This is a genomic window from Marimonas lutisalis (assembly GCF_005434965.1).
GTDB classification, from domain to species: Bacteria; Pseudomonadota; Alphaproteobacteria; order Rhodobacterales; family Rhodobacteraceae; genus Marimonas_A; species Marimonas_A lutisalis.
Genome location: NZ_SKCI01000009.1, coordinates 1 through 22,132 on the forward strand (window position 1 = coordinate 1; position 22,132 = coordinate 22,132).

21 protein-coding genes, 1 tRNA gene and 4 pseudogenes are annotated in these 22,132 nt (G+C 56.6%); 11 read left to right on the forward strand and 15 right to left on the reverse strand.

Annotated features, from left to right (window positions below; translation table 11 throughout):
• Nucleotides 1-88, reverse strand: a pseudogene (locus tag E0501_RS21645) (IS6 family transposase); the annotation flags it as partial.
• Nucleotides 89-207: 119 nt separating this feature from the next.
• On the opposite strand from E0501_RS21645, the gene E0501_RS20785 reads away from it, so the two are divergent.
• A complete protein-coding gene (locus E0501_RS20785) occupies nucleotides 208-501 on the forward strand; it encodes a DUF1330 domain-containing protein (RefSeq protein ID WP_137703333.1) in 294 nt (97 codons plus the stop codon).
• Nucleotides 502-714: 213 nt separating this feature from the next.
• Here the strand turns inward: E0501_RS20785 and E0501_RS20790 are convergent, their stop codons facing one another.
• Nucleotides 715-993 carry a hypothetical protein gene (locus E0501_RS20790; RefSeq protein WP_137703334.1) on the reverse strand — a complete coding sequence of 93 codons (279 nt, stop codon included), beginning with the start codon at nucleotides 991-993 and terminating at the stop codon, nucleotides 715-717.
• Between the two features lie 93 nt (nucleotides 994-1,086).
• On the reverse strand, nucleotides 1,087-2,637 hold the full coding sequence (locus E0501_RS20795; protein ID WP_137703335.1) for a winged helix-turn-helix domain-containing protein: 1,551 nt from the start codon (nucleotides 2,635-2,637) through the stop codon (nucleotides 1,087-1,089).
• Between the two features lie 373 nt (nucleotides 2,638-3,010).
• Between E0501_RS20795 and E0501_RS20800 the strand changes: the two genes are divergently transcribed.
• The gene (locus E0501_RS20800) at nucleotides 3,011-3,580 is read left to right on the forward strand and encodes a rhodanese-like domain-containing protein (RefSeq protein ID WP_137703336.1); all 570 of its coding nucleotides are present in this window, start codon (nucleotides 3,011-3,013) and stop codon (nucleotides 3,578-3,580) included.
• Between the two features lie 128 nt (nucleotides 3,581-3,708).
• Here E0501_RS20800 and E0501_RS20805 read toward each other — a convergent pair whose 3' ends face one another.
• Nucleotides 3,709-4,629 (reverse strand): DMT family transporter, encoded by a 921-nt coding sequence (locus tag E0501_RS20805; protein WP_137703337.1) that lies wholly within the window; start codon nucleotides 4,627-4,629, stop codon nucleotides 3,709-3,711.
• A gap of 220 nt (nucleotides 4,630-4,849) precedes the next feature.
• Here E0501_RS20805 and E0501_RS20810 point away from each other — a divergent pair, with 220 nt between their 5' ends.
• The 6 genes from E0501_RS20810 to E0501_RS20840 all read left to right on the forward strand — a co-directional run bounded on the left by E0501_RS20810 (nucleotide 4,850) and on the right by E0501_RS20840 (nucleotide 10,283).
• Nucleotides 4,850-6,598 carry an alpha/beta fold hydrolase gene (locus E0501_RS20810; RefSeq protein WP_137703338.1) on the forward strand — a complete coding sequence of 583 codons (1,749 nt, stop codon included), beginning with the start codon at nucleotides 4,850-4,852 and terminating at the stop codon, nucleotides 6,596-6,598.
• A gap of 512 nt (nucleotides 6,599-7,110) precedes the next feature.
• Nucleotides 7,111-7,464 carry a hypothetical protein gene (locus tag E0501_RS20815; RefSeq protein WP_137703339.1) on the forward strand — a complete coding sequence of 118 codons (354 nt, stop codon included), beginning with the start codon at nucleotides 7,111-7,113 and terminating at the stop codon, nucleotides 7,462-7,464.
• Between the two features lie 100 nt (nucleotides 7,465-7,564).
• Nucleotides 7,565-7,867, forward strand: coding sequence for a hypothetical protein (locus E0501_RS20820; protein WP_137703340.1), 303 nt, complete (start codon nucleotides 7,565-7,567; stop codon nucleotides 7,865-7,867).
• A gap of 64 nt (nucleotides 7,868-7,931) precedes the next feature.
• Nucleotides 7,932-8,453 (forward strand): hypothetical protein, encoded by a 522-nt coding sequence (locus E0501_RS20825; RefSeq protein ID WP_137703341.1) that lies wholly within the window; start codon nucleotides 7,932-7,934, stop codon nucleotides 8,451-8,453.
• A complete protein-coding gene (locus tag E0501_RS20830; protein ID WP_161594685.1) occupies nucleotides 8,454-9,002 on the forward strand; it encodes a hypothetical protein in 549 nt (182 codons plus the stop codon).
• A 588-nt stretch (nucleotides 9,003-9,590) separates the two neighbouring features.
• Nucleotides 9,591-10,283 carry a substrate-binding domain-containing protein gene (locus tag E0501_RS20840; RefSeq protein WP_137703343.1) on the forward strand — a complete coding sequence of 231 codons (693 nt, stop codon included), beginning with the start codon at nucleotides 9,591-9,593 and terminating at the stop codon, nucleotides 10,281-10,283.
• Between the two features lie 155 nt (nucleotides 10,284-10,438).
• Here E0501_RS20840 and E0501_RS20845 read toward each other — a convergent pair whose 3' ends face one another.
• Nucleotides 10,439-11,353, reverse strand: a complete 915-nt coding sequence (locus E0501_RS20845; protein ID WP_137703344.1) for a LysR family transcriptional regulator — start codon at nucleotides 11,351-11,353, stop codon at nucleotides 10,439-10,441.
• An 87-nt stretch (nucleotides 11,354-11,440) separates the two neighbouring features.
• On the opposite strand from E0501_RS20845, the gene E0501_RS20850 reads away from it, so the two are divergent.
• Together E0501_RS20850 and E0501_RS20855 are read left to right on the forward strand one after the other, a co-directional pair.
• Nucleotides 11,441-11,659, forward strand: coding sequence for a hypothetical protein (locus E0501_RS20850; protein ID WP_137703345.1), 219 nt, complete (start codon nucleotides 11,441-11,443; stop codon nucleotides 11,657-11,659).
• A 9-nt stretch (nucleotides 11,660-11,668) separates the two neighbouring features.
• Nucleotides 11,669-12,304 carry a DUF924 family protein gene (locus E0501_RS20855; protein ID WP_137703346.1) on the forward strand — a complete coding sequence of 212 codons (636 nt, stop codon included), beginning with the start codon at nucleotides 11,669-11,671 and terminating at the stop codon, nucleotides 12,302-12,304.
• 106 nt (nucleotides 12,305-12,410) lie between these two features.
• On the opposite strand, the pseudogene E0501_RS21415 reads toward E0501_RS20855, so the two are convergent.
• The 3 genes and pseudogenes from E0501_RS21415 to E0501_RS20865 all read right to left on the reverse strand — a co-directional run.
• Nucleotides 12,411-12,494 (reverse strand): annotated as a pseudogene (locus tag E0501_RS21415) (IS6 family transposase); the annotation flags it as partial.
• A 184-nt stretch (nucleotides 12,495-12,678) separates the two neighbouring features.
• Nucleotides 12,679-15,117: a GcvT family protein gene (locus E0501_RS20860; protein WP_137703347.1), complete on the reverse strand. Its 2,439-nt coding sequence runs from the start codon at nucleotides 15,115-15,117 to the stop codon at nucleotides 12,679-12,681.
• Between the two features lie 225 nt (nucleotides 15,118-15,342).
• Nucleotides 15,343-15,642 (reverse strand): annotated as a pseudogene (locus E0501_RS20865) (IS6 family transposase); the annotation flags it as partial.
• Nucleotides 15,643-15,752: 110 nt separating this feature from the next.
• On the opposite strand from E0501_RS20865, the gene E0501_RS20870 reads away from it, so the two are divergent.
• A complete protein-coding gene (locus E0501_RS20870) occupies nucleotides 15,753-16,022 on the forward strand; it encodes a hypothetical protein (protein ID WP_137703348.1) in 270 nt (89 codons plus the stop codon).
• A 40-nt stretch (nucleotides 16,023-16,062) separates the two neighbouring features.
• Here E0501_RS20870 and E0501_RS20875 read toward each other — a convergent pair whose 3' ends face one another.
• The 7 genes and pseudogenes from E0501_RS20875 to E0501_RS20905 all read right to left on the reverse strand — a co-directional run.
• A complete protein-coding gene (locus E0501_RS20875; protein WP_137703349.1) occupies nucleotides 16,063-16,314 on the reverse strand; it encodes a hypothetical protein in 252 nt (83 codons plus the stop codon).
• A gap of 812 nt (nucleotides 16,315-17,126) precedes the next feature.
• Complete coding sequence (locus E0501_RS20880) at nucleotides 17,127-17,612, reverse strand: hypothetical protein (RefSeq protein ID WP_137703350.1); 486 nt, start codon at nucleotides 17,610-17,612, stop codon at nucleotides 17,127-17,129.
• Nucleotides 17,613-17,703: 91 nt separating this feature from the next.
• A pseudogene (locus tag E0501_RS20885) lies at nucleotides 17,704-18,776 on the reverse strand (IS3 family transposase); the annotation flags it as partial.
• A gap of 126 nt (nucleotides 18,777-18,902) precedes the next feature.
• Nucleotides 18,903-18,985, reverse strand: a tRNA-Met gene (locus E0501_RS20890).
• A complete protein-coding gene (terL, locus tag E0501_RS20895; RefSeq protein WP_161594686.1) occupies nucleotides 18,983-20,464 on the reverse strand; it encodes a phage terminase large subunit in 1,482 nt (493 codons plus the stop codon). Before terL ends, E0501_RS20890 begins: the two co-directional genes overlap by 3 nt.
• Entirely contained in the window at nucleotides 20,445-20,876 is a 432-nt protein-coding gene (locus E0501_RS20900) for a DUF5681 domain-containing protein (protein WP_137703352.1), read from the reverse strand. The genes terL and E0501_RS20900 overlap by 20 nt, the downstream gene beginning before the upstream one ends.
• Nucleotides 20,869-22,132, reverse strand: a 1,264-nt coding sequence (locus E0501_RS20905) for a site-specific DNA-methyltransferase (RefSeq protein ID WP_137703353.1), incomplete at its 5' end; no start/stop codon positions are given. The genes E0501_RS20905 and E0501_RS20900, both read right to left, overlap by 8 nt.

A 22,132-nucleotide genomic window follows, 5' to 3' on the forward strand; every position in this document is an offset into this window, starting at 1 on the left:
ACAACGGGAAACGCACATAGAGCATCACTGCCAGGCGGATGATCTCCGGGCTGGTCTTGAAGTACTTGAAGGGGGAACGCTTGGTCATCTTGAGAGGCTAAGAGAGCCCCCTGCCCGGCTCAACCCCAGTTCCTCTGACATGACCTTTGCGCCATTTGTCATGGCTGTTAGGGTGGTGGAGGAAACTGCTTCGAAAGGGTGAAGATCATGCCAGCCTATGTAATCGGTCAACTCGATATACATGACCCCGAGGCCTACCAAGCCTATCTCGGTGGTTTCATGCCCATTTTCGAAAAGCATGGCGGAGAGTTACTAGCAACATCGCGCGCCGAGACGGAAATTCTGGAAGGGTCGTGGGCCATGCCTAGGACAGTAATCATGCGTTTCCCTTCCGTAGAAAAAGCCAAGGCTTGGCACAATGATCCGGAGTACTTAGAACTGGCCGAAATTCGTCATCAAACGGCCTCCACAAACCTAGTAGTTATTGATGGGGTTGCTTGACTAAATTTTCAGGCTGGTCCGCCGTGTCGGCGTTGCAGACCTTAGTGCTGAGCGCGGATAACGGCAGCAACCAGCCCAATGAGGCCTCAGGTCTCAAGGCCTCAAAAAGTCGAAAGAGCAAAGTCGAATTTCAGAGATTTCCCTGAATGGGCCGATCAGTTTTGGAAGACCGGTCGGCCTCATTCGGTGCGTTTTCTCCACGAACGGGGGCTACTATTCGTTTATCCCAACTCGCCCCAGCAGGCTTAGGATTCGCCTCTCCCAGTTATTGCGGGCAATTGCGTAAACCGGGTAATCGGTCACCGGCATGTTGAGTGCTGCCTCATGATCACGCTCGGTCATGACGAAATCTGCACGCTGTTCAGGTGTTAGACCGCGAAGTTCCGCGCGGTGGCGATACCCCGCTGGCATTGCCAAAAGCTTGGCTGTCACAGATACGGCCCGTTGCTTGATGGTGTGTGTACGGCGTGCTGTCGACTGGATGAGGTCCATGATTATGTCTCCGTTCGTTGCAGGGTTTCAATGAAACAAACATGGCAGCCCAGACGTGCCAGCGCTTGGCGCCCCGGTGGAGAAGTGTGGAGACTACGTGGAGATTTCCTTCCTTGAGGCCGCCGGAACAAACGTGCCCAACATGAGACCTGCCAATTTGTCATAGTCCTGACGGTCGGCGAACGGGTAAGCGCGGTCGAGAAAGGCCGCATCAAGATCGGGTCGCGCGTTCAGCGCCTCTTTTAGTACTTTTTCGGCTTCCGTTCCCCTTCCAAGCGCGTTGAGAGCCGCGGCCTCTGCAGCAAGGGCCCAATGAGGCGCGTTCGGCAGTCGTTGAGCTTTCCTTGCCCAGCCAAGCGCTTCGTCGGCGAGGTTCACCAACAGGCAGGAAAAGCACAGCATCACGCAGACCGACCATCCTTGTGGATCGCGCGGACTCAGGGCCAGTACACGCTCGAAGTGACCTATGGCCTCAGCTGGGCGACCGCTGAGACACAGCGAATAACCGCGTCCAAAATGGCCATATGCATGATTGGGATTTCGGGCGATTGCCTCGTCATAGGCGGCGATGGCGGCGTCGAATTCCGCACGGGCCAAATGTGAACGACCCAAGGCAACATAAGAAAAGGCATCCCGCGGGTCGAGCTGCACCGCACGTCGTGCTGCCGCCAAGGCTTGATCAAGAGCCCCGTCGCCCACCACACCTTCCTTGTGGGCGTGGCAAAGCGCATATGCCAGTCCGGCATGTGCCAACGCATAGTCCGGATCGCGGGCTAGCGCCTCCTTCAATATCGTGACGGCCTTGGCATGAAGCCCCGGGCGTTGTTGCCACAGCATCCAAAGCCCGCGTTGTGTTGTCTCCCAAGTCGAGAGGTCTGTTTCACGCAAGCTGCGCAGCCGGTCGCGCTCCGCTGAAAGCAGCTCCGGCTCGATGGCAGCCGCAATCCGGTCGACATAAGGATCTAGATTCTGAAAATCCTCATCTGAAAGTTCCCAGCGCTCCGACCAGATCTGCGCCTGGGAATCTGCTGCACTGAGGTTTACCTGTAGGCGCCAGTTATGACCGCGCTGGCGCAGTCCCCCTTCGACCAGATAGTCGGGGCCAATTTCTTCGATAGCCCGCGACATTTCCGTTCCTGCGAGATCTCGAAGGCCAAAAGACGTGAGACGAGAGATAACCCTCAGATCCCTAAACCGCGAGAGCGCCGAGATAACATCGTCGCAAATTCCATCCAGCCGCCACAACGTATCGGGATCGTCAGGAACTTGCGTGAATGGAAGCACCAGAACTACTGGCTGGTCCGGCCTCTCGCCCGAAGAAGACACCATGTCGGCACTAACTTCAATTTCAGCAACAAACTGATAGCCCACGCCACGGAGGGTACGGATCACTTTTTGCGCGGCGCCATCGTCACCCACGGCTGCGCGTGCCGCCTTGATCCGGCTAGTCACGGCGGTATCGGAGACGATACGCCCGCCCCAAACCCGTTCGATCAGATCGTCCTTACTCAGTACCCGGTCTTTAGCTTCGATTAAGGCCACCAGCACATCAAAAACCTGGGGTTCCACGTCGATGGCTTCGCCGTCACGACACAACAGCCGTGCTTCGGAGTTGATCTCGCAGTTTCCAAAACGTGCTTTCATCTAGCGACCCAGTTGCAACACGTTGACAGCATAGCGAAGATTGGAGCCTGGGACACCGCCTATTCGATCGTTGGCATTGGTTGCCTTATTCGCGTATTTGCCTCGATATTTCTGGCGTAGGCAGTTTGCCGTCGAATGACGGCTTCGTCCTGCATAGCAGACTTTGGTGCAGACCGCAGCGAATGGCTGTTTAGAGCCCTAAGCGGACATGCGTTTAGTCTAATGCAGTATGTGTTCTAGTGCTTCAGCGCATTTTTAGGTCACATTATCAAAGTTGATGATGTGGCGGAAATCCGTCGATTTACGATCTCCTACAGATGCCGAGTCATAAACCGGCGTCTTTTCTCAAAAAGGCAAGCAGGAGATTAGGGAAATGAAATCGGTTATTGCACTTGTTGCGGCTTCATTCATGGCCACTGCCGCGTTCGCGGATGAAATTCCCGAAAAGAAACGCACCACAGCCGGTCTTTACGTGACCTCAGCCGATGTCGGCGGCATGCTCGAAAACCCGGAGGTTCGTCTGATCGATATCCGAAGCCGTGCCGAGGTTTCGTTTCTTGGGCTGCCGGTCAGGGCGAACAAGCATATCCCCTACATGGTCATGCCGATGATACCCGAATTCGATGCGGCCAAAGGCACTTACAAGCTCGAGCTGAACCCGAATTTCCCCAGCGACTTCGAAAGCTACGCTCAAGCCACCGGGATATTGCCCGAAACGCCGATCATCCTGATGTGCCGTTCCGGATCACGCAGCGCCCGGGCTGCCGACTTGCTTTACAAGATGGGCTATCGCAACGTCTATTCGCTGGTCGACGGCTACGAAGGCGACAAGGTCAAGGACGGCCCGCACAAGGGCGAGCGCGTCATGAACGGTTGGCGCAACGCTGGCCTCGCCTGGAGTTACATGATCAGCGACGCCCAAGCATACGACAGCGACCTCTGAGCGAAACCGAGCCTCCCCTGGGGCCCCTGTTTTACCTTAAGCAGGGCCCCTTTTTTGTGGGCCTCCGCTCTAATTTAGCGATGCGCGATTTTCTTTATCTCTTGAACCACATCTTATCTCAAAGTTGTTCAGCTTGCGTGATCACGTTCTGTTTTCCGCGTGCGTATCCGACTCAAAACGATGCCCAGCAGCACCACACAAGTTCCGAGTAGCTTGGGAAGGGTCAACGCCTCGTCCAGAAAAATAAAGCCAAGGCAAATCGAGAAGATCGGCACAAGGTGCAGGAAAATCCCGGCGCGCGCGGCACCCGCTCTGGCAACACCTGACTGCCACGCGCAAAAGGCGACAACGGATGCGCCAACACCAAGGTATAGTATGCTGATTAGCACGTCCGCTCGAAGCACGAGATCAGGCGCGGGCATCCCAGTGATCAGCGCCACTGGTGTCATAACGGCAAGGCCCGAAAAGACGGTTGCGGCCAGACAAGCCTGCGGAACGAGGGGGATGCTCCAGCGCTTAAGACAAACAGTAAAAACCGACCACGTGACCGATGCGCAGAGCAGCATGGCGGGCCCCGCAAGATGTGAAGCCGAGGCCATTTTCTGGAGGTCATCGAAGATCACGACTCCGGCACCGAAAAAAGCAATGGCCGCGCCGATGAGATCACACGCCGTAAGCGGAGCGCCGCGCCAGATCCACGCAATGAAGACTATGAACACGGCTGACAACGAGAAGGTAACGCCGGCAGTCGAAGCCGATGCATATTGTAGGCCGGAGTAAACCAGCCAGTTGAACAAGGCGATTGACAGGACACCGAGCGCCACGAGTTGTTTCGCATGAGTTACCCATGCCGCTGCTATTGACCGCCAGTGCCTCAGGGCAACAGGTAACAGGATCAGTGCCGCAACGGCCCATCTCAGGAAGTTGAGCTGAAATGGCTCGAGCGCATCGTGCAGCGAACGGCCTATGACAAAGTTGCCTGCCCACAAAAGGGGACCGACGCATAAAATAACCCCTATGTGAAAGTCTTCCGATCGAAATTGCGACATGAGAGACGCCCAACTGCGCTTCTGTCCTAGGTAAAGGCCAGATGGCCTGAACAGTGTTTGCGAAAACGAATAAGCGTCAGGATACGCGCGCCGCGATCGGTGGCATTATCAAGATTGATAACGCCGTATATCTTTTCTGAGGTAAGATGGACGAACCGCAAGTTCGGAAAGCGTAATCAGTGGCCATGTCCCACGGTGGGATGCAACGCGCGGAAGTCTTATGGAGACGGAGCCAGGCCGTAAGAAATCCAAGGTCGATACGGGTGACCTCTTTGGCGAGGTTGTCCAGTTGACCTATGCGACCGTGGCGCAGCCCGAAAAGTTCCATGACCTGATCATGCTTTGGGAAAAATGCCTGACGTCCCGCATCGTCTCTGAAGATCAGGATACCGAAGACGCCGCACTTGTCGGGCATTTCAATCAGGCGCTTCAGATCTTCGATCACATCGGCCGGGTGCAACGCGATCATGATCGCGCCAAGCGCATTCTCGACGGATTCTCCATGCCGGCATTCATTTGCGATGCCGCGCTCAATGTTCTTTACAAGAACGAAGAGTTCAATGGTTTCGTTGAAGCCTCCGAAGCTACAGGCCCCGCTTTCGGCGAGGCCATCAGGGAACAAATCCGTAATTGGGAAATTGGCCAGACCGTCGCCTTTGTTCCTGATCTCGCCGCGCCTGATGGGGCTGGTGCCGCGGTTATCACCGAACTGCCACAGGGGTTTTATGACAACACCATCCCCGGAAAGCAGTATCTCGTCGTATTGAACGAGGTGTCGGAGACGAATGCCGCATGGGGCGCCATTCGCGACAAATACAATCTGACTGCGGCTGAAGCTGATGTGCTCGCACAGTTGGCGAAGGGCAGGAAGGCCGACGAGATCGCTCTGCAGAAAGGTGTCTCGGTCAATACAATCCGCGCACAGATTCGGGCCCTTCTGGAGAAAACCGGAAGCCGGAACCAGAACGACCTTGTCAGGTCGAGCGTGTTCGTTCTGAGCCAGTTCCAAAGTCTCAAGCTGGTTGCGCAGGCCTTTCTTCCGTCGGACGCGCGGCCGGAAGCCGTGTTCTCGCGGGTCATTCTTCCAAGTGGCCGCATGCTCCAGTTTCGTCAGTTCGGAGATATGGACGGTCTCCCGGTGCTTTACCTGCATGGCATGATGAGCGGCCCTGATCTGCCACATCATGTAAAGAGCGCTGCGCATCAGAACGGGCTAAGGATCATTGCGCCCTCGCGTCCGGGATTCGGAAAGTCCGACAGTATTCCGGCAACGGATTGGGAATTCGTGCGGCAATCCTGCCGCGATCTCTATGCATTTCTGGACGTTCTTTCCGTCCCCGCCGCCTTCGTGATCGGGAACCTGTCAGCGATCGGTATCGCGATCAACTTTGCCAACAGGTTCCCGGAAAGGTGCGTTGGCGTACTGAATGCCGGGTATAGTGGTGTTGTCAGCGACGACCTGATCGACGGGATGGGCACGATGTCACGCGCCTTTGCCCGCAGCTATCAGAAATCCCGTACAGCGTTGCGCTTCCTCACGCGCGCGGCCATCGCTGCGGTGGATTTCCTCGGGGCTCATCGCATGATGCAAAGGCATCTTGGGGCGTCACCTGTGGATCTCGATTACTGTCACGAGGTCGGATGTTTCGACATGATGGCGGACGGGCTGACCCACGCGATCGCACAAGGGGGCGAGGCCTTTATTAAGGACGGCTTTCTGGCCACGAAAGACTGGCGGGACGTGATCGAGGAAGTCTCGGGAAAGGTGAGACTGCATTGCATCCTGGGAGAAAAAGACGGCATTGCGCCTCACTTGCGCATCAAGCGCGAGGCCGAACAGATCGTGGGTTACGATGTCCGGTTTTTCTCTGACGCGGGGCAGCTTGTGCTGTTTCAGGAATGGGAAGCTGTCCAGACCCTTATCCAAGAAGACTTCGCGAAGAACCGTGGTCGTCTGTCCAAGGCGTGAAGGCAACTTTGTCCCGCGCAGCGGTCACTCGAACAGGCTGCAGTGAACGACAGCTTCGAGCCCGAAGCAGACGGATGCTGTGTCCACTCTGTCCATGTAGCCGGAACGAGTTCAGAAATGGACATTTGGACAGTTTGGATATCGCCCTCACAAGCCAGAAGAATTGTCCCTCCCGCACGACAGGGGAAGCGACGTGAGGGACATACACTCGCAGGAAACACCTTAATTATGGTCACGTTTTAACCCATCCAAATGACGGTGCTGTGACGCTTTCCAGTCGGTTTAGTGGCAAAGTTAATCAAGTAGGGAGGCGGAGACCCGAAACCCAAACGCGTAGTCCATGGCTGAAGGCTATGAAGGGTCCTGCCCATCTTGAGTCAAGTAAATCTGACAAAGCAAAACTAAAGCTGGCGCTCCAAGGCAGTGCCGTGATTAAATCTTCGAAACATTTACGTTTGGGCATTGTTGGTCACGTGGCCAGTAGCAAGTGAATGCAATATATGAGGTTCCCCATGAAGATTTCTTCGCAGGTTTTTCTAACCCCTTTTGTCCTCGCAGTGTCGCCTTTTGCTGCCGTTGCAAATCCGGTCACTGACACCTGCCTTACGCTGCATTCAGAAGAAATATGTGAGTGTGCGACCGAGGCACTACAAACAAAACTCGGCGCAAAAGATTTCGTCTACTACTTGGTAGCCGCACGCCATTCGATTGAACTGCGGCGAGCAGGTGCCTCGCGCGCAGACGCTTGGCAGAGTGCTGCGGAAAAGCACGCGAAGGCGACACGAGTTTCGAAAGTCGACGCGATAACTCAGTTGAATGATTTCGGGAGAGCCCACCACGAGGCTATCATCGAATGTGGAAATTGAAATCGCTCGAGAACATAGACCTGCGCACATCCAGGACGCTGTGCACTGCATCCAAGACCAAAGAGTTGCGAAGAAAACTTAAGAAAATGGAGAAAACACTATGAACAGAGGCACCATATTTCAGGCGTTCGCTTTGGTGAGTGTATTCGTCGTCGGGGCCTGCATGGAAACTACGACTTCAGAACAGGTGTCTAGTGTTCCTGGCACCGATGCTCGTAAAGCAGAACCGACATGTGCAAATGCTGTCGCTGAGAAGTTCGGCATCCCACGCAAGGAACTGCACGGAGCAAATACCCAAGTCACATCGACTGGTGTACGTGTTGAAGTCTTCAGAATGGGCAAAAGAGACCCTTGGATCTGTAGCGTCAACAAGGCCGGCACAGTTGTTTCGATCAGCAGCTAATCCTGACCTGCAAACACTCGCTGTCATGCCTCGGCCCAAGTTTTTTCCTAGGGAGCATTTGACCATGAAGACGAAACTACTTTCCCTTTTCGCTGCACTCCTTGTCGCCAGCCCGGCACTGTCTGAGACCATTGGAACTGTTACAGCGTCGTTTGATGGAAAAGGGGAACGCACTTTTTACGCCCTTGAAGACGATGGAGAATCCCAATCTTTTTGGATTCAGACCATGCCCGGCATGTTGAACGCATCTAGCTTCAGCATCTGGGCAAACCCCGAGGAAGGTACCAACGCCACCAACGACGTTCTCGTTCTGGGAGGAACGCTTATGCGCGGTCCCGGGGGCTACATCGCCATTGCTGATTTCGAATATCTTGAGAGTTATTACAGCGTCTACTGGAAAAATCCCGACGAAGACACTGTTGCCATGGACCTGACAAAGGTCGAAGAGGATGGAGACCGGTTGATCGTAGAAGGAACCTTTTCCGCGCCGGTGTTTTATACTGAGAATGCCTCGAACCCTCAGACAGACATGAACCGCCCTATGACTATCACCGGCAGCTTTTCGGCTAGCTTGCCAAAACAATAGGTGAACGACAGGTTTCAGGACTTCACTATGACGACGCCTCTCGAACCGGTCCCAGAAAGCAAACTCGACCTTATGATCCGCCGGCATCTTCAGTGCGGGGAAACAGTGCTATGGCAGGGGCGGCCTGAAGTGACATCGGTGAACAACCTTGTCAGCCGGTCGCTAGCCGCGATTGGGATCGCATTCGGAGTTCTGCTGCTGGTAGGTTTAGGGCAGTTGATATTTCCGGCACTTGCGCTCGGTTCCGGCTCAACACTTGTGCCCGCTCTAGTCTTTATTTCTTTCGGCGCTATCTTCTTTTGGCTTAGTTGGCTTGAACGCGACGCCAACTGGCGTTTCGCAATAACCGACCGGAGGCTTTTGGTCATTCGTGGAGCAAAGCTTTTCCGCTACGCTTTGCCTGGAGAGGTTCGCCGCTTCCGCATCCACGGCAACATTGTTTACTGGAACCGTGAAGATAGCCCCAGTAGCGATGGGCAAAGGCGCAGCGGTCGCTTTATAGGCTTTCGGGGAATGTGCGATCCTGACGCCATGAAAGCAACTCTTTAAGGCTGGCAAGAGAGCTTTTCCCGGCGTGCCGAAGAATCCGCTTCATCCTTTTCCAAGGCGTTAGAGAAAAACGATATCAGCGCATCAACCATTACGACGGTTGTGCACCCCGATACCTGTTAGACGCCTCAGGTGCATCGATGCCGTTCAGTCGGACAGGCGTCCCAGACACGACAATCGTATCACCATCGCGCACATACGCCCGCCCAGCAACGTCACGTGCAAAGGCGGGTGTGCCCGCCAATAAAAAGACAACCAAGACTTTGAAGATCTGCATTTTTATAGGACCCAATCCTTTCGCCGGTATTCATTTTCACATCACACGGCGATTTTGGAATAAGTTTGTGGAAAGAATAAGATCAGTGAGCGGTGTTTTCGCAAAGAACATCACTCACCCATGCTTTCCAGCCAAAGTCGGCTACCCAAGGTCAGAAAAGTCCGCGTAGCCGTCATTCGAACCGGCCGCAGCGAAGGGCGGGTCAGAGCTCAGAGCTAATAGCTTGCTCCAGCAAGCATTGCTCAGTTCCAAGTTCACATGCATCATGCAAATATGATCATACTCACGCACCTTCCGGAGCCTGATAGGCCATGTCGAGTGAATTGCGCATCTTCGTGCCCATTGCGATCCGGGCAACCATAAACAGCCTCATCCCTCGCCTGGAGACGGCCTCGGGCTTATCGGTCACACAATTGATCGATCTGAACCCGGCGATACCTGAGCGCATCTCAGCGGGTGAGGCATATGACATCGGCCTGACCAATTCCTCCTACGCGAAGGCACTTATTTCAGCCGGCCACGCAGACGGTGCGAGTCACCATTCTTTTGGCCGAGTGCCTCTTGCGGTAGGCCGAAAAGCGGGCACGGAAAACAGGATCAGCAAAGACCTAAAGGGGATCAAAGCCCTTTTTCACGAAGCAGAAAGCATCGCCTACACTGGTGCCGGCACAAGCGGTCGCACATACGTCGAAGTGATGGAGCAGCTCGGCTTGACCAATGCAATCGTTCCGAAGAGCCAAGCCATGGGTGGTGGTGAGCCGGTGGCATCGGTTGCTGCGGGTGAGACTGAGCTTGCAGTCGCCCCCCTAACCACTGTCCTTGCAACCCCAGGCATTGTTCCTGCGGCGATTTTTCCTGAGGAGCTTGGGGCGAACATCGATATGTCGATCTTTCTCAGCACTACGCCTCAAACCGGTGCGGCAACTGCACTGGCATTTCTAACGGCAGACGAACTCAACGACGAGTTGGCCGCAGCGGGCATTTTGCGGTTCGAGTTGAATTGATCGCACCTAAATGAACTCCCGCGACCAACACAGACGAAGTGTTGGCTTTGTCCGTGCCGAAGGCGTTCAACCCAATCCCAGCGAAAGACAATTCAAGCTCATTCGGTAACATCCTAGTATGGATCGCCCCCCGAATACGACCTCGTTGTGTCAAGTCACGAATTCGTTTCTTCGGTCTCAAGGTAATAGGCGCGATAGCGTGGGACTGCGAAGGTGAAGAATGACTTTACTTCTTTACGACGATACGCCGCAGGGCTCGCAACCAACCAACCATACGAGGTGGTGTCCCGGGGAAGCTGGAAGCACTCAACAAACCCTTCTTCAGAGAATTTGTAACGTGTCGGCAATCCAGCGACACCCAAATCCATGTGGATGGCAGCCTCCATTGAGCGCATGTCAGCACATTCCATGGCGATCTGATCGGGGGTAATGCGGTCAAGGATCCATGTATTGATGGCGTGCGGGACGTTTTCGCCTTTGTAGACGATGAATTTGTGACCTTCGAGCTCCGTTTCGTCACGCGGCAATCCATGTTTTGCCTCGTAACCCGAAGAAGCGAATAGCGAAGCCGGAATCGACACGACCTTCCGACATATCAAGTCTTGATCTTCCAACTTGTTGGCGATGCGAAGCGCCACATCCGCTTCGCCCGCCATTAAATCCAGGTGGCGGCTGCTGGGAATAAACTCAAAGCGAACATTCTTGTGCTTTTCAGAAAAAGCCCGAAGGATCGCCGACAGGCTGCTGTTGAATACATCTTGAACGCCTGTAATACGGATAACCCGCGAACGCTCGGATTTCAGGTTTTCTGCCTTTTCGGAAAAAGCCTCGGCCGAGGCTTCAAGAGCCTCCGCCAACGGCAGAAGCTCCAGTGCTTCTGCAGTCGGTCGAGACCCCCTCGTGTCTCTTTCGACCAGCTGAAGACCCAACGAATGCTCCAGGGCATCGATGCGACGCGCCACCGTTGGCTGGGCCATTCCCAGTTGGCGAGAGGCTGCCAGCGTGGAACCGGCACGAAGTACCGCGAGAAACACGCGTACATCCGACCAATCGCGAAACCCGTTCTTCATTTTTGCAGAACAGCACAACGGTGGAGCGGATACAACTGGTACACGGAGGTCTCTAACCTGTTCTCAGATCACTCGGAGGACGACCTGATGACACTGACACGCCTGTTCTTTAGCGGCTTCAACCTTTTTAAACTGATAAACAATTGGGAGACGCAACCACACGCAACTGACGTCGGGAACTCTAGTCATGAACGCAAAGGGCCGAGCATTGGCGAAGAGCGGGACTTCCTTTTGGAAATCCTGACCAAGTTGCCGAGCGAAGGCGACGTTCACGCTGCAATGAACCTTTGGCCGACAAGATTCTGAGGGACCGACATGAACGTTATTTGTGAAAAGAAACACCAGCCTTCGGACGTGCTCGACCTCTGGTTCCCCGCGACTGGACACCAAGAGAGCCCCGAGACGCATAGCGCTTTCTGGAAAGAGCGTATGCATGGCGGCATGGATGAGGAAATCACGCTGCGGTTCTCAGACCTTACTCTTGCCGCCGCGACGGGAGAACTCGATCACTGGGCAGAAACACCACGAGGGAGGCTCGCGCTTCTAATCGCGCTGGACCAGTTTCCCAGGTCGCTGTGGCGCGATACCCCGGCGGCCTTTGCTCAAGATATCAAGGCAACCCGACTCGCGCTCGACGGGATCAAGAACGATGATATCGATGCGCTTGCTCCATGGGAAATGGCCTTTTTCGTGATTGCGATAAGCCATTGTGAAGGGCCGGACCATCTGGAACGTATGCAGGCCCTGAACCCATTGGTCGACCAGATAGCCGAATTTGAACCGGCACATTTGCCAGGCCTGGGAGAGCGCTTTCGCAAGCAGCATGCGCGGATCACGGATGTTGTCCGGCGCTTTGGCAGGCACCCGCATCGGAACAACATATTGGGCCGTCCATCGACAAAGGCTGAAAAAGACTACCTTGCCGTCGGGGACTTTCCTCATCTTCCATGATGTATAGACCTGACGACCACTTAAGTCCCCAAGCAAGAACCTTTCAACAGCGCCTAGCGCGCACCAGTTGTTTCCCGCGGCGCGCACGGTTGATCGGGTGCGCGGGCGGAAACCGGACATAGAGCATCACCGCCAGGCGGATGATCTCGGGGCTGGTTTTGAAGTATTTGAATGGGGAGCGTTTGATCATTTTGAAAGGCTACGAAAGCCCCCTGCCCGGCTCAAGCAAAGTTCCTCTGACAAGACCATACGACATCACCGCCAGGCAGATGATCTCGGGGTTGTTGTGAAAGCCCTTGAACGCGTCAGTTTGGTCATATTCCGACGCTACGTGGCCGCCGTGCCCATCTCAACAGCAATCCTTCTGACAGGACCTATTGCTGTCGCAAACGGTCGTAGCCAGGATCGTATGCGGCGCGGGGTGCCACCGTCGCAGCGACGAGGTTGCCGCAAAGGTCCACATGCATCTGGGTGCCCTCGGCGCCAAGCCCGGCATCCACGAACGCATGGGCCAGGTTCATCCCGGTCCTGTGGCCCCACTCCCCCGAGGTGATCGTGCCGACAACGCGCCCCCCGATCATCAGCGAAGCGCCGCGCGGCGCAGGGGCGCGGGTCGTATCGACCGCAAGCGTAACCAGCCTCCGGCGCGGACCGGCCTCGATCCGGGCGGCGAGGGCGTCCTTGCCGACAAACTCTGGCTTGGCCAGATCGACGAAGCGGCCGAGCCCGGTCTGGAAAGGGTCGAATTCGGTCGTGATATCCGCCTTCCAATGCAGGAACCCCTTTTCCATCCGCATCGACTCGACTGCCCTTGCGCCGAATAGCTTCATCCCATGGGCCGCACCCGCCTTGCGCAGCGCCAGCCATGCCGCATGGAGCGAGGCGTTGGGCACGTGGATCTCATAGGCCAGTTCGCCCGAGAAGCTGACCGCCATGACCGTCGAGGGCGCAATGCCCACAAAACACTCGCAGACGCTGAGCCACGGAAAGGCCTGCGCTGACCAATCGCCCCGCGCGCAGGCGGACAGTACGCCACGCGATTTCGGCCCCGCCAGCACCAGGATGGTGTGATCATTGGTCAGGCTGCGCAGCTGAACGTCCTCGTCCGCGCGCAGATAGGCGCGCAGCCAATCCATGTCGTGCAGCTCGCTCGCCGCCGCCGAGCCGTACCAGACCCGCGCCGGACCCCGGTCCGAGGCCGGCAGGTTGGCGATGGTGGCTTCGGCTTTGACCATGCCGTGATGGTTCAGCAAGTAGCCCAGCCCGACGCGGCCCTCGCGGCGCGGAATCCTGCCGCAGACCATGCGGTCCAGAAAGGCATGGCGGTCGGCACCGGTGATCTCGATCCGGTTGAAGCCGTTGACCTCGGTCAGGCCGACATTGTCCCGCACATTGCGCACTTCTGCACCGATCAAGTCGAAGGTCTCGTCGAAATCGAAGGTCAGCGAAGGGTGAAAGTCAGGCGAGGGTTTGATGTAATCGACGCGCTCCCAACCGTTCACCACGGTAAATTCGGCGCCTTCGGCCGCAAGGATCGGGGTCAGCGGCGTGGTCCGGGCCTGACGCCCCGCCGGGCGGTGTTCGTGCGGAAAGTGGAAGCGGAATTCGTTCTGGTAATCCTCGATGGCCTTCAGCGCGGTCAGTTCGGCATTGGCATGCGGTCCAAACCGGCGGGGATCGAGACACCAGGTGTCATAACATGCCTCGCCATGCACGATCTGTTGGGCCAGCAGCCAGCCATGGCCGCCTCCTTCGCCGATGCCCGCGCGCAGTCCGACAATGCAGAAGGCATTGCGCTTGCCCGGGATCGGGCCGACCAGCGGCGCACCGTCGATGGTATAGGTGATCGGGCCATTGACCACGCGCTTGATCCCAGCCTCGGCGAGGGCGGGCATGCGCTCGAACGCCCCTTCAAGCACGTCCATGACGCGGTCCAGGTCGTCGGGACAGAGGTCGTTGGAAAAGTCGGGGCTGATCCCGTCCATGCCCCAGGTCTTGCAGTCCTGTTCATAGAAGCCGACCAGCAGCCCGTTCTTTTCCTGCCGGCAGTAATAGTCGCTGATGGGGCAGCGCAGCAGCGGCATGCGGTGCCCGGCCTGCGCGATGGCGGGGATGTCGTCGGTCACGAAATACTGGTGTTCCATTGCCGCGACGGGGTGATGCACTCCCATCATCGCGGCCACCTCGTTCACGCGGTAGCCGCAGGCATTCACCACGATGTCGGCGTCGATGTCACCCTTGGCGGTGCGAACGGTCCAGGTGTCGTCCTTGTGCTGCGTCAGACCGGTGACAGGTGTATGGCGATAGACCTCGGCCCCCGCGCGGCGCGCGTGAAAAGCCAGCGCCTGGCACAGCTGCGCCGGGTCGATGTCGCCGTCCTGCCCGTCCCAGAGACCGCCGAGCAGGTTGACGGTCGAAATCAGCGGGTGGCGGCGGGCGCATTCGGCGGCATCTATCACCTCGAACTCCACGCCCATCCCGCGCGCCATCGAGGCAAAGTGACGATAGCCCATCATCTGCGCCTCGGTATTGGCAAGACGGATGCCGCCGTCGCCATGATGATAGCCCACCGGGTAATCGGGATCGTCGCGCAGTTTTTTGTACAGCTCGATGGAATAGGACTTCAGCCCCACCATGGTCTGGTTCATCCCGAAATTCGTCACCTGCGCTGCGGAATGCCAGGTGGTCCCGCTGGTCAGTTCGTCGCGTTCCAGCAGGACGACATCGGTCCAGCCTTCTTGCGTCAGATGGTAAAGCGTCGAGCACCCCGCGATGCCGCCGCCGATGACTGCAACTCTTGTCCTGGACTTCATGTCTTGGCCTTTCGCGTGGGAGATGGGGGCAAAGAAGGGAAGCGGGCGCTGACGGACCAATCAGGACCAGTGGCTGCAAAGCCGTCAACCGTAAATGTGCCAGATCACATCCGGCTCGAAAGAACTTGTCATGGCGTAATCGGCGGTTCTCAGATCGTTTTCCGACGCGCGCTCTCTGACAAATGCCAAAGCACAAGCGTGGCATGCCCCCATGGGGGCATGCCACGCTCGCCAGAGGTAGTGACGTTCACCATTGATCTTCACGAAGACCTCGTCGACATGCCACTGCCATCGAGAGAAGGCGCGCAGCTGCTGGACCCGTCTGCGCCGGATCTCGGATGCGAACATCGGCCCGAACCGGTTCCACCAAAAGCGGACGGTTTCATGGCTGACGTCGGTGCCCCGCTCGTGCAGCAAATCCTCGACGTTCCTAAGCGATAGCGGGAACCGGACATACAGCATCACCGCCAGGCGGATGATCTCGGGGCTCGATTTGAAGTACTTGAAGGGAGAGCGCTTGGTCATGGTCAGAGGCTACGCAACCGCCCTGCCCGCCTCAAGCCACGTTCTTCTGACATGACCATGGGAGGTTTGAGGAACGGCCTTGGGGCGACTGGGATGTTTGGTTGAATGTTATGAATGTAGAGATCGACCAAGGCACCACGGAACGGCACTTGTACAGTGTTTTCTATGGCAGCGAGGCAGGTGCTGACGACATTGGCTCACGTAAGCTGGCTGTGTGCGCGTCGTTTGTGCTGAAGCCATTGGTTTGGTCAGGTTTGATCTTCGAAGAAGACGGCGAACGCGATGGAAAGAACGAGCGGCATTACTTCAAAACACCGCTTTGGCGCTCGGTCCTCGAACTGGATTTGGATGAAGATTTACCCCCGATCCAGAAGCATTGACTGTCAGATTGGCCCAGTGAGCGGTTCTGCAACCGTGCTGCTAAGCCGTGTCTTCAAGAGCATCAATTTCTGCTTTGGCGTTTTCGAGCCAGTTTTGCACCGCACCCTCAGCACCAAGCCCAACACCAGCAACGCCGAACAAGTGGATTTCAAAGAGCATGTCGCTGTTTTCTGCGAGCTCATCGTTCCAATGCCAGCCATTTTGCACGACCAAGTCACGTGCTGTGCTGATCTTGTCGGAAGACTGCTGCAATGCGTCCACGGCACTTTGAAGAAAGCTCTGCTCTGTCATGTCTTCCTCCCTGCTGTTTGGTACGAAGATGGTATCGTTGGCGTATGACTGCAATATGAGTGCGCACGTTTGGCTGCACGGCACGTGTCAGGGCGGGCAAACTTACAAACTGTGATTGGTAAAAAAAAGCGACGCACAATGGGAGGAGAGTGCGCCGCCTGAATTACGGTAATCCAAGGGAGGAGGAGTGGATCAACGTTACGGCCCATTTGGGGCCTCTTCCTGTCTTTTCAATACGTAAATGCTGCGGTGCAGCTATAAATTTTACCACTTGGTCCAGGCGCAAATATTTTGAGCTTGTTCTTGTGATTTGCACTCTGAACGGGCTTTGGGCAAACGCCTGCTCCACAGCGTTAGCCCGAAGCGCTGTTAGGCTCCGCTGTCTCTGTGTTTTGAACGAGCCTTTCAGTCACTCCTAGAACTTCAGAAAACTAGAGTGGCCTCTTGGCTAGGATTCAATCCACCCGAGGCGATAAGCTTCTCTCAATTTGATTTTCGTCAAATCGACGGCTCTGCATTTTTGTTATCTTGTAAATATGTGGTGGCTACTTTGCGTCCCACAGATTTCATAACCTATCCCATCGAGTGAAATCGCCCGCGTCGTGTCCCCGGCGCGGGTTTTCTTGTGGCCGCAGCCATTGAGAGCGTCTCGTTGGTCTGCATCGAACCTTCAGAACTACCAAGTCTGAGAAAAGAAAAACCCTTGGCCAGAAGCCAAGGGAGTTCCATAGAGAGATAAAGATGAAAAAACCTTACGCCGTTAAGTTATCATAATCTTATCCGCATGAAAATTCTTGTTCGGGAAGGACCAATCAACCGGCACCTTGAGCCAGCCACTCGTTGATTTCATCAGCCACGACTTGCGAGCTTCGCCCTCCACTGAAATGCTCAACGAGCGCTAATTTCTGTGGGTCGTGATCCGCAAACATGACAAGTGTTGGTCGGCTCGTTCGCCGCATCTTTCCCTGCCTGTAGGTTTCACGAAATTCCACGTCAGCTTTACGCACAGCTTTGAGGTCGAGGGTTTCGACAGATTGGCCGCCAACCCATTTCCTTCGGATTTCGATCTGCCCACCGTGGCGATCGAAGATTACCATGAGCCGGCGCACAAAGGCCCAGAAAGCCAGCGCGCCCAAGGCAGTGCCGACAAAGAAAATCATGCCGCCAAACTCGCCGTCGAGCACCGAGAAGATACCTGCTCCCGTGAAAAAGAGACTGAGGGCGCTGATGCCAATTCCGGTGAACCATGGCCGCTCTTCGATGATGAGCTGTTCAGGAGTATTGCGTGTGACCTTCAATTTCTTGTCCTCGGTAGTGTCCGTCGTCAGGGTTTTTGGGACAGATGGCCGCCTGAGCTAAGAGAGGATCTGGCTCATCTATTTTTTGTGATTATGCGGCGGATTTGCGGTGAAGCAAGCGCCGGGTTTCGATGATCTTTCGTTTGATCCTTTCTCGTTTTCTCAGAATGGTCTGGCCGCGCCCGAAGTAGACATCGGCCGGGGTGAGGTTTTGCAGGCTCTCGTGATAGCGCCGGTGGTTGTAATGATCGACAAAGGCATCGATCTGCTGCCTGAGATCACCGGGCAGGTAGTAGTTTTCCAGCAAGATGCGGTTCTTCAAGGTCTGGTGCCATCGCTCGATCTTGCCTTGGGTCTGCGGATGATATGGGGCGCCGCGGACATGATCCATCTGCCGGTCTTCCAGCCAATCAGCCAGTTCACCCGAGATGTAACTCGATCCGTTGTCGCTGAGCAGGCGAGGCTTGTGCAGAACTGTCGCCTGATCACAACCCGACGCTTGCAGCGCCAGGTCCAGCGTGTCGGTCACATCGCCTGACTTCATTGTCGTACAAAGCTTCCAGGCGATGATGTAGCGGCTGTAATCGTCGAGGATCGTGGACAAGTAGAACCAGCCCCAGCCAATGACCTTCAGGTAAGTGAAGTCGGTCTGCCAGAGCTGGTTCGGCCGCGTAGTTTTGTCGTGGAACTCGTCGGCTGCCGATAGAACCACATAGGCCGGGCTGGTGATCAGATCGTAGGACTTGAGAATGCGATAGACCGAAGCCTCTGACACAAAATACTTTTCCGTGTCGGTGAAGCGCACGGCCAACTCGCGCGGCGACAGATCGCTTTCCTTCAGAGCAAGGTCCTTGATCTTCTCGCGTACCGGTTCAGGAATGCGGTTCCAGATCCAAGACGGTCTGGGGCTGCGATCCTCAAGCGCCTCGGGGCCACCCGACAGATACCGGTCATACCAGCGATAGAAGGTGGTCTTGGGGATGCCGAGCTTGTCCAGCGTGCGCTTGGTCGGGAGATGCGAGCCTTCCACGAGGAGGATGATCTCCAGCTTCTCAGATGCGGGATACCTCATACGTCGTCGTCCCCATCCGCGATCATGCTTTTTTTGAGCAGCCGCAGTTCCAGCGCTTGTTCGGCCACGACCTCCTTCAAATCGCGGGCTTTGGGAGCGTCTGAGAGCGTTCAAAAAGCGTACGTGGGGGGATATGGTTTTTGGTTTTGCATCGGACTTTCGTCGGACACAAAGAATAAGGCCCCGAGCAGGTTAATGCTCTGGGGCCTGGTTTTATTTGGTTGCGGGGGTAGGATTTGAACCTACGACCTTCAGGTTATGAGCCTGAAGGCCGAGCAGGCACAAAATACTCGACCTCTCACAGCCGCCTGGACCTCGCCAGCTGTCGCTCGCGTCGTTTGAGGTTGATAGGGTGCTCTCGGCCGAGCGCACGATGAAACCCATTTCCCTTCGACCAGTTCAGGAACTGGCTGAAGCTGTCGACCTGGTCATCATTGCGACCACGCGGAAAGGACTGTAGTTCTCGTTTAAAATCAGAGAACCAGGACGCCTCTGTCGGTAGGTAGACCTTACCTTCTTGTACGGACGCACATGCAGCGTTGAATCGGATTTCCTTCTCTTTTTCCGGGGTGATGGCTCGGAAGCGCCGATCATCCCGAAAGAGTTCATGCAGCAGCGGGCGACCAGTCGCGGCATCCTCGATAAGAACGCGCTCGGGATTCCACTGATCCGACAATCCCAGTACCTTCGCCTTCAGGTCCGGATAATCCAGCCGTCCCCGCCAAACATCGAGCAGGTACCAGGAATTCTCTCGAAAACCCCATGTCGTGCATACGGAGAAATCGGACCTTGGATCCGCGGAAGTCCCGGTATCCCAGCTCTGGACAACCAGCTGATACCAACGCCGATCCTCAACTTTCTCATATGTCTTGAACCATTCCCAGCGCAGTGGCGAGCCATCCGGCGCGATCGGATTTTGCTGATATTGGCAATTGAAGATTGCCGATCCCATTTCCTTGCGCAGGCGGTCCAAGGTCTCCCGGTCAAGCCTTTCGGGAAAGAGCAGATCCCCCGGGGCACGCTGGTGCAGCTTTCCCTGCCCGATTGCTACCTCTTCTTCCTCTTCCGCGATGGCTGGCAGGTTGAGATGCCGGTAGGTGCTCTTGTCGAGGAGGTAACCCGGCGGGTCGGATTCATGGAGGCGCTGCGCAATCATCACCACGCGGCCCTCGGCCGGATTGTCAAAGCGCGACAATAACGTTCCCTCGATGAACTCCTGTGCCCGCAAAAGTTCAGCCTCGGAATTGGCGTCTCCGGCCTTCAGGAGGTCATCGATGATAATGTAATCCGCACCATGCCCGGTCACGGCACTACCAATGGAGACAGCCTTTCGGCTGCCTCCCGACGTTGTCCGGATTTCTTCCGCAGTGTTGCCTTTTGCCGCCAGATGCGTCAGCGGGAACATTTCCCGGTACCAGCGCGACGACATCACCCTTCGGCAATCCTCGGAATGCTTGCGGGCGAGATCGAGACCGTAGCTTGCCACGATGATCTTGGCACCGGGACAATGCCCGAGCAGAAAGGCCGCATAGGCAACGGCCACGGTCACGGATTTCAAGCAACGGGGCGGGATGTTGATGACGAGACGTTTATTCTCCCCCGTGCGGATGTTCCCGAGTTCATGACACATGGCGCGCACGTGCCAGGCTGGCACGAACTTGTTGCCCGGCTCGACATGAAGCGTGTCAAACACTTTCCACACGAAAAAGAAAAAGGTCTCACGGCAAAGCTCAAGCGATGCCCGCCGAACCATACGAGCGTCAGGGGTAGTCACGATCATTCTCCAGCGCAGCAGCCACGTTGCCATCTTGCTCCATCGCCAGCAGGTGCGCCCGAATAATGTCGTAATCGACAGGTTCCGGTTCCGCCCCATGTTCCTCCGCCTCCACCTCTGCCGCGAGGCGTCCGTAGAGATCCGGATCGAGCTTCAGCAGCGCCAGCAAAGCTTTAAGGTCTCCCTGCAGCGCATTGGCAACTAGCCGTTTGGCCATCGCCGCCGCCTTGGAGATCGAGACCTCGCCCCCGGCTTCTCGGACCGTGATCTTCGAATCCAACTCGCGCTTCACACTGGCGAGCAGCCCCTTGGCTGCCTTCGGCCGTCCCTTGGGATTGCCGGACTGGCCTTTCTTGAACCGGCTATGCTTCGGCGGTTTGCCGTAACCGACCTCGTAATCTTTCTCTTGTTCAGACATCGGCCGCCTCCCCTTCCCGGGTTTCGGCCGACGCGGAGGTGCGCATATCGAAGGTCTCACCGGTCGAGGCATGCACGGCCGCCTCACCCGTCATCTCCTGCCAGCGGCGGATCGCGACGTCGACGTAGAGCGGGTCGAGTTCGATGAGACGCGCCCAGCGGCCAGTTTTCTCGGCCGCGAGCAGCGTGGCACCGGAGCCGCCGAAGACATCGAGGACCACGTCACCACGACGGGTCACATCCATGATGGCATCGGCCACCAGCGCGGTGGGCTTGACCGTCGGATGGTCGACAAGATCGGCCGCGCGCCCTTTGCCGAAGCTGTTCACCCCGGCATAGTCCCAGACATTGGTGCGGTTGCGGCCATGCTTGCCCAGCTCGACATTGTTGATGTGCGGCGCACCGGGCTTTTTGAAGATGCAGATCAGCTCATGTTTGGAACGGTAGAGGCTGCCCATGCCGCCATTGGACTTGTTCCAGACGCAGAGATTGATCAGCTCGAGTCCGCTCCCCTTACCAGCGCCGATCAGATATTCAACATGGCGCCAGTCCATGCAGACATCGACGATCCCACCGGCAGGCATGGCCTCAACCAGCAGGGTCAGGATCTTGTCCAGGAACTTGCGGAATTCGGCCTCGGTCATCTCACCCGAGGCCATTGCGAACTCGCGATGCGCGCCAGCATTGCCCGAGCGCACGTGTCCCTGCACCGGCACATTATAGGGCGGGTCCGTGAACACCATGCCCGGCGTATCGCCGTCAAGTACGCAGGCATAGTTCTCAGGTTCCAGCGCGTCGCCACACAGGAGACGATGGTCCCCGAGGATCCAGAGATCGCTCGGGCGGGTGATGGCGGGCTTGGCAGGATCAGGTTCCTCGACGGTCTCGGGCTCCTCTTCTGCATCTCCGGCCCCGTCGATGATGATGTCGATCTCCGGTAGCTCGAAGCCGGTGATGTTGAGATCGAAGCCCAGGTCACAGTCGAGGCTCATATCCATCAGATCGGCAAACTCGATCTGCAAGGCTTCCTCGTTCCAGTTCGACAGTTCGGCCAGTTTGTTGTCGGCAATACGCAGGGCACGGACCTCGGCATCGGACAGATGATCGGCCACAACGGTCGGCACGGCCGTCAGCCCGAGGGCCTTCGCGGCCTCAAGCCGGCCGTGCCCGGCGATAATCCCCATCTGCGCATCAACGAGGATCGGCGTGACGAAGCCGAACCGGGCGACCGAAGCTTTGAGTTTGACGATGTTCTTC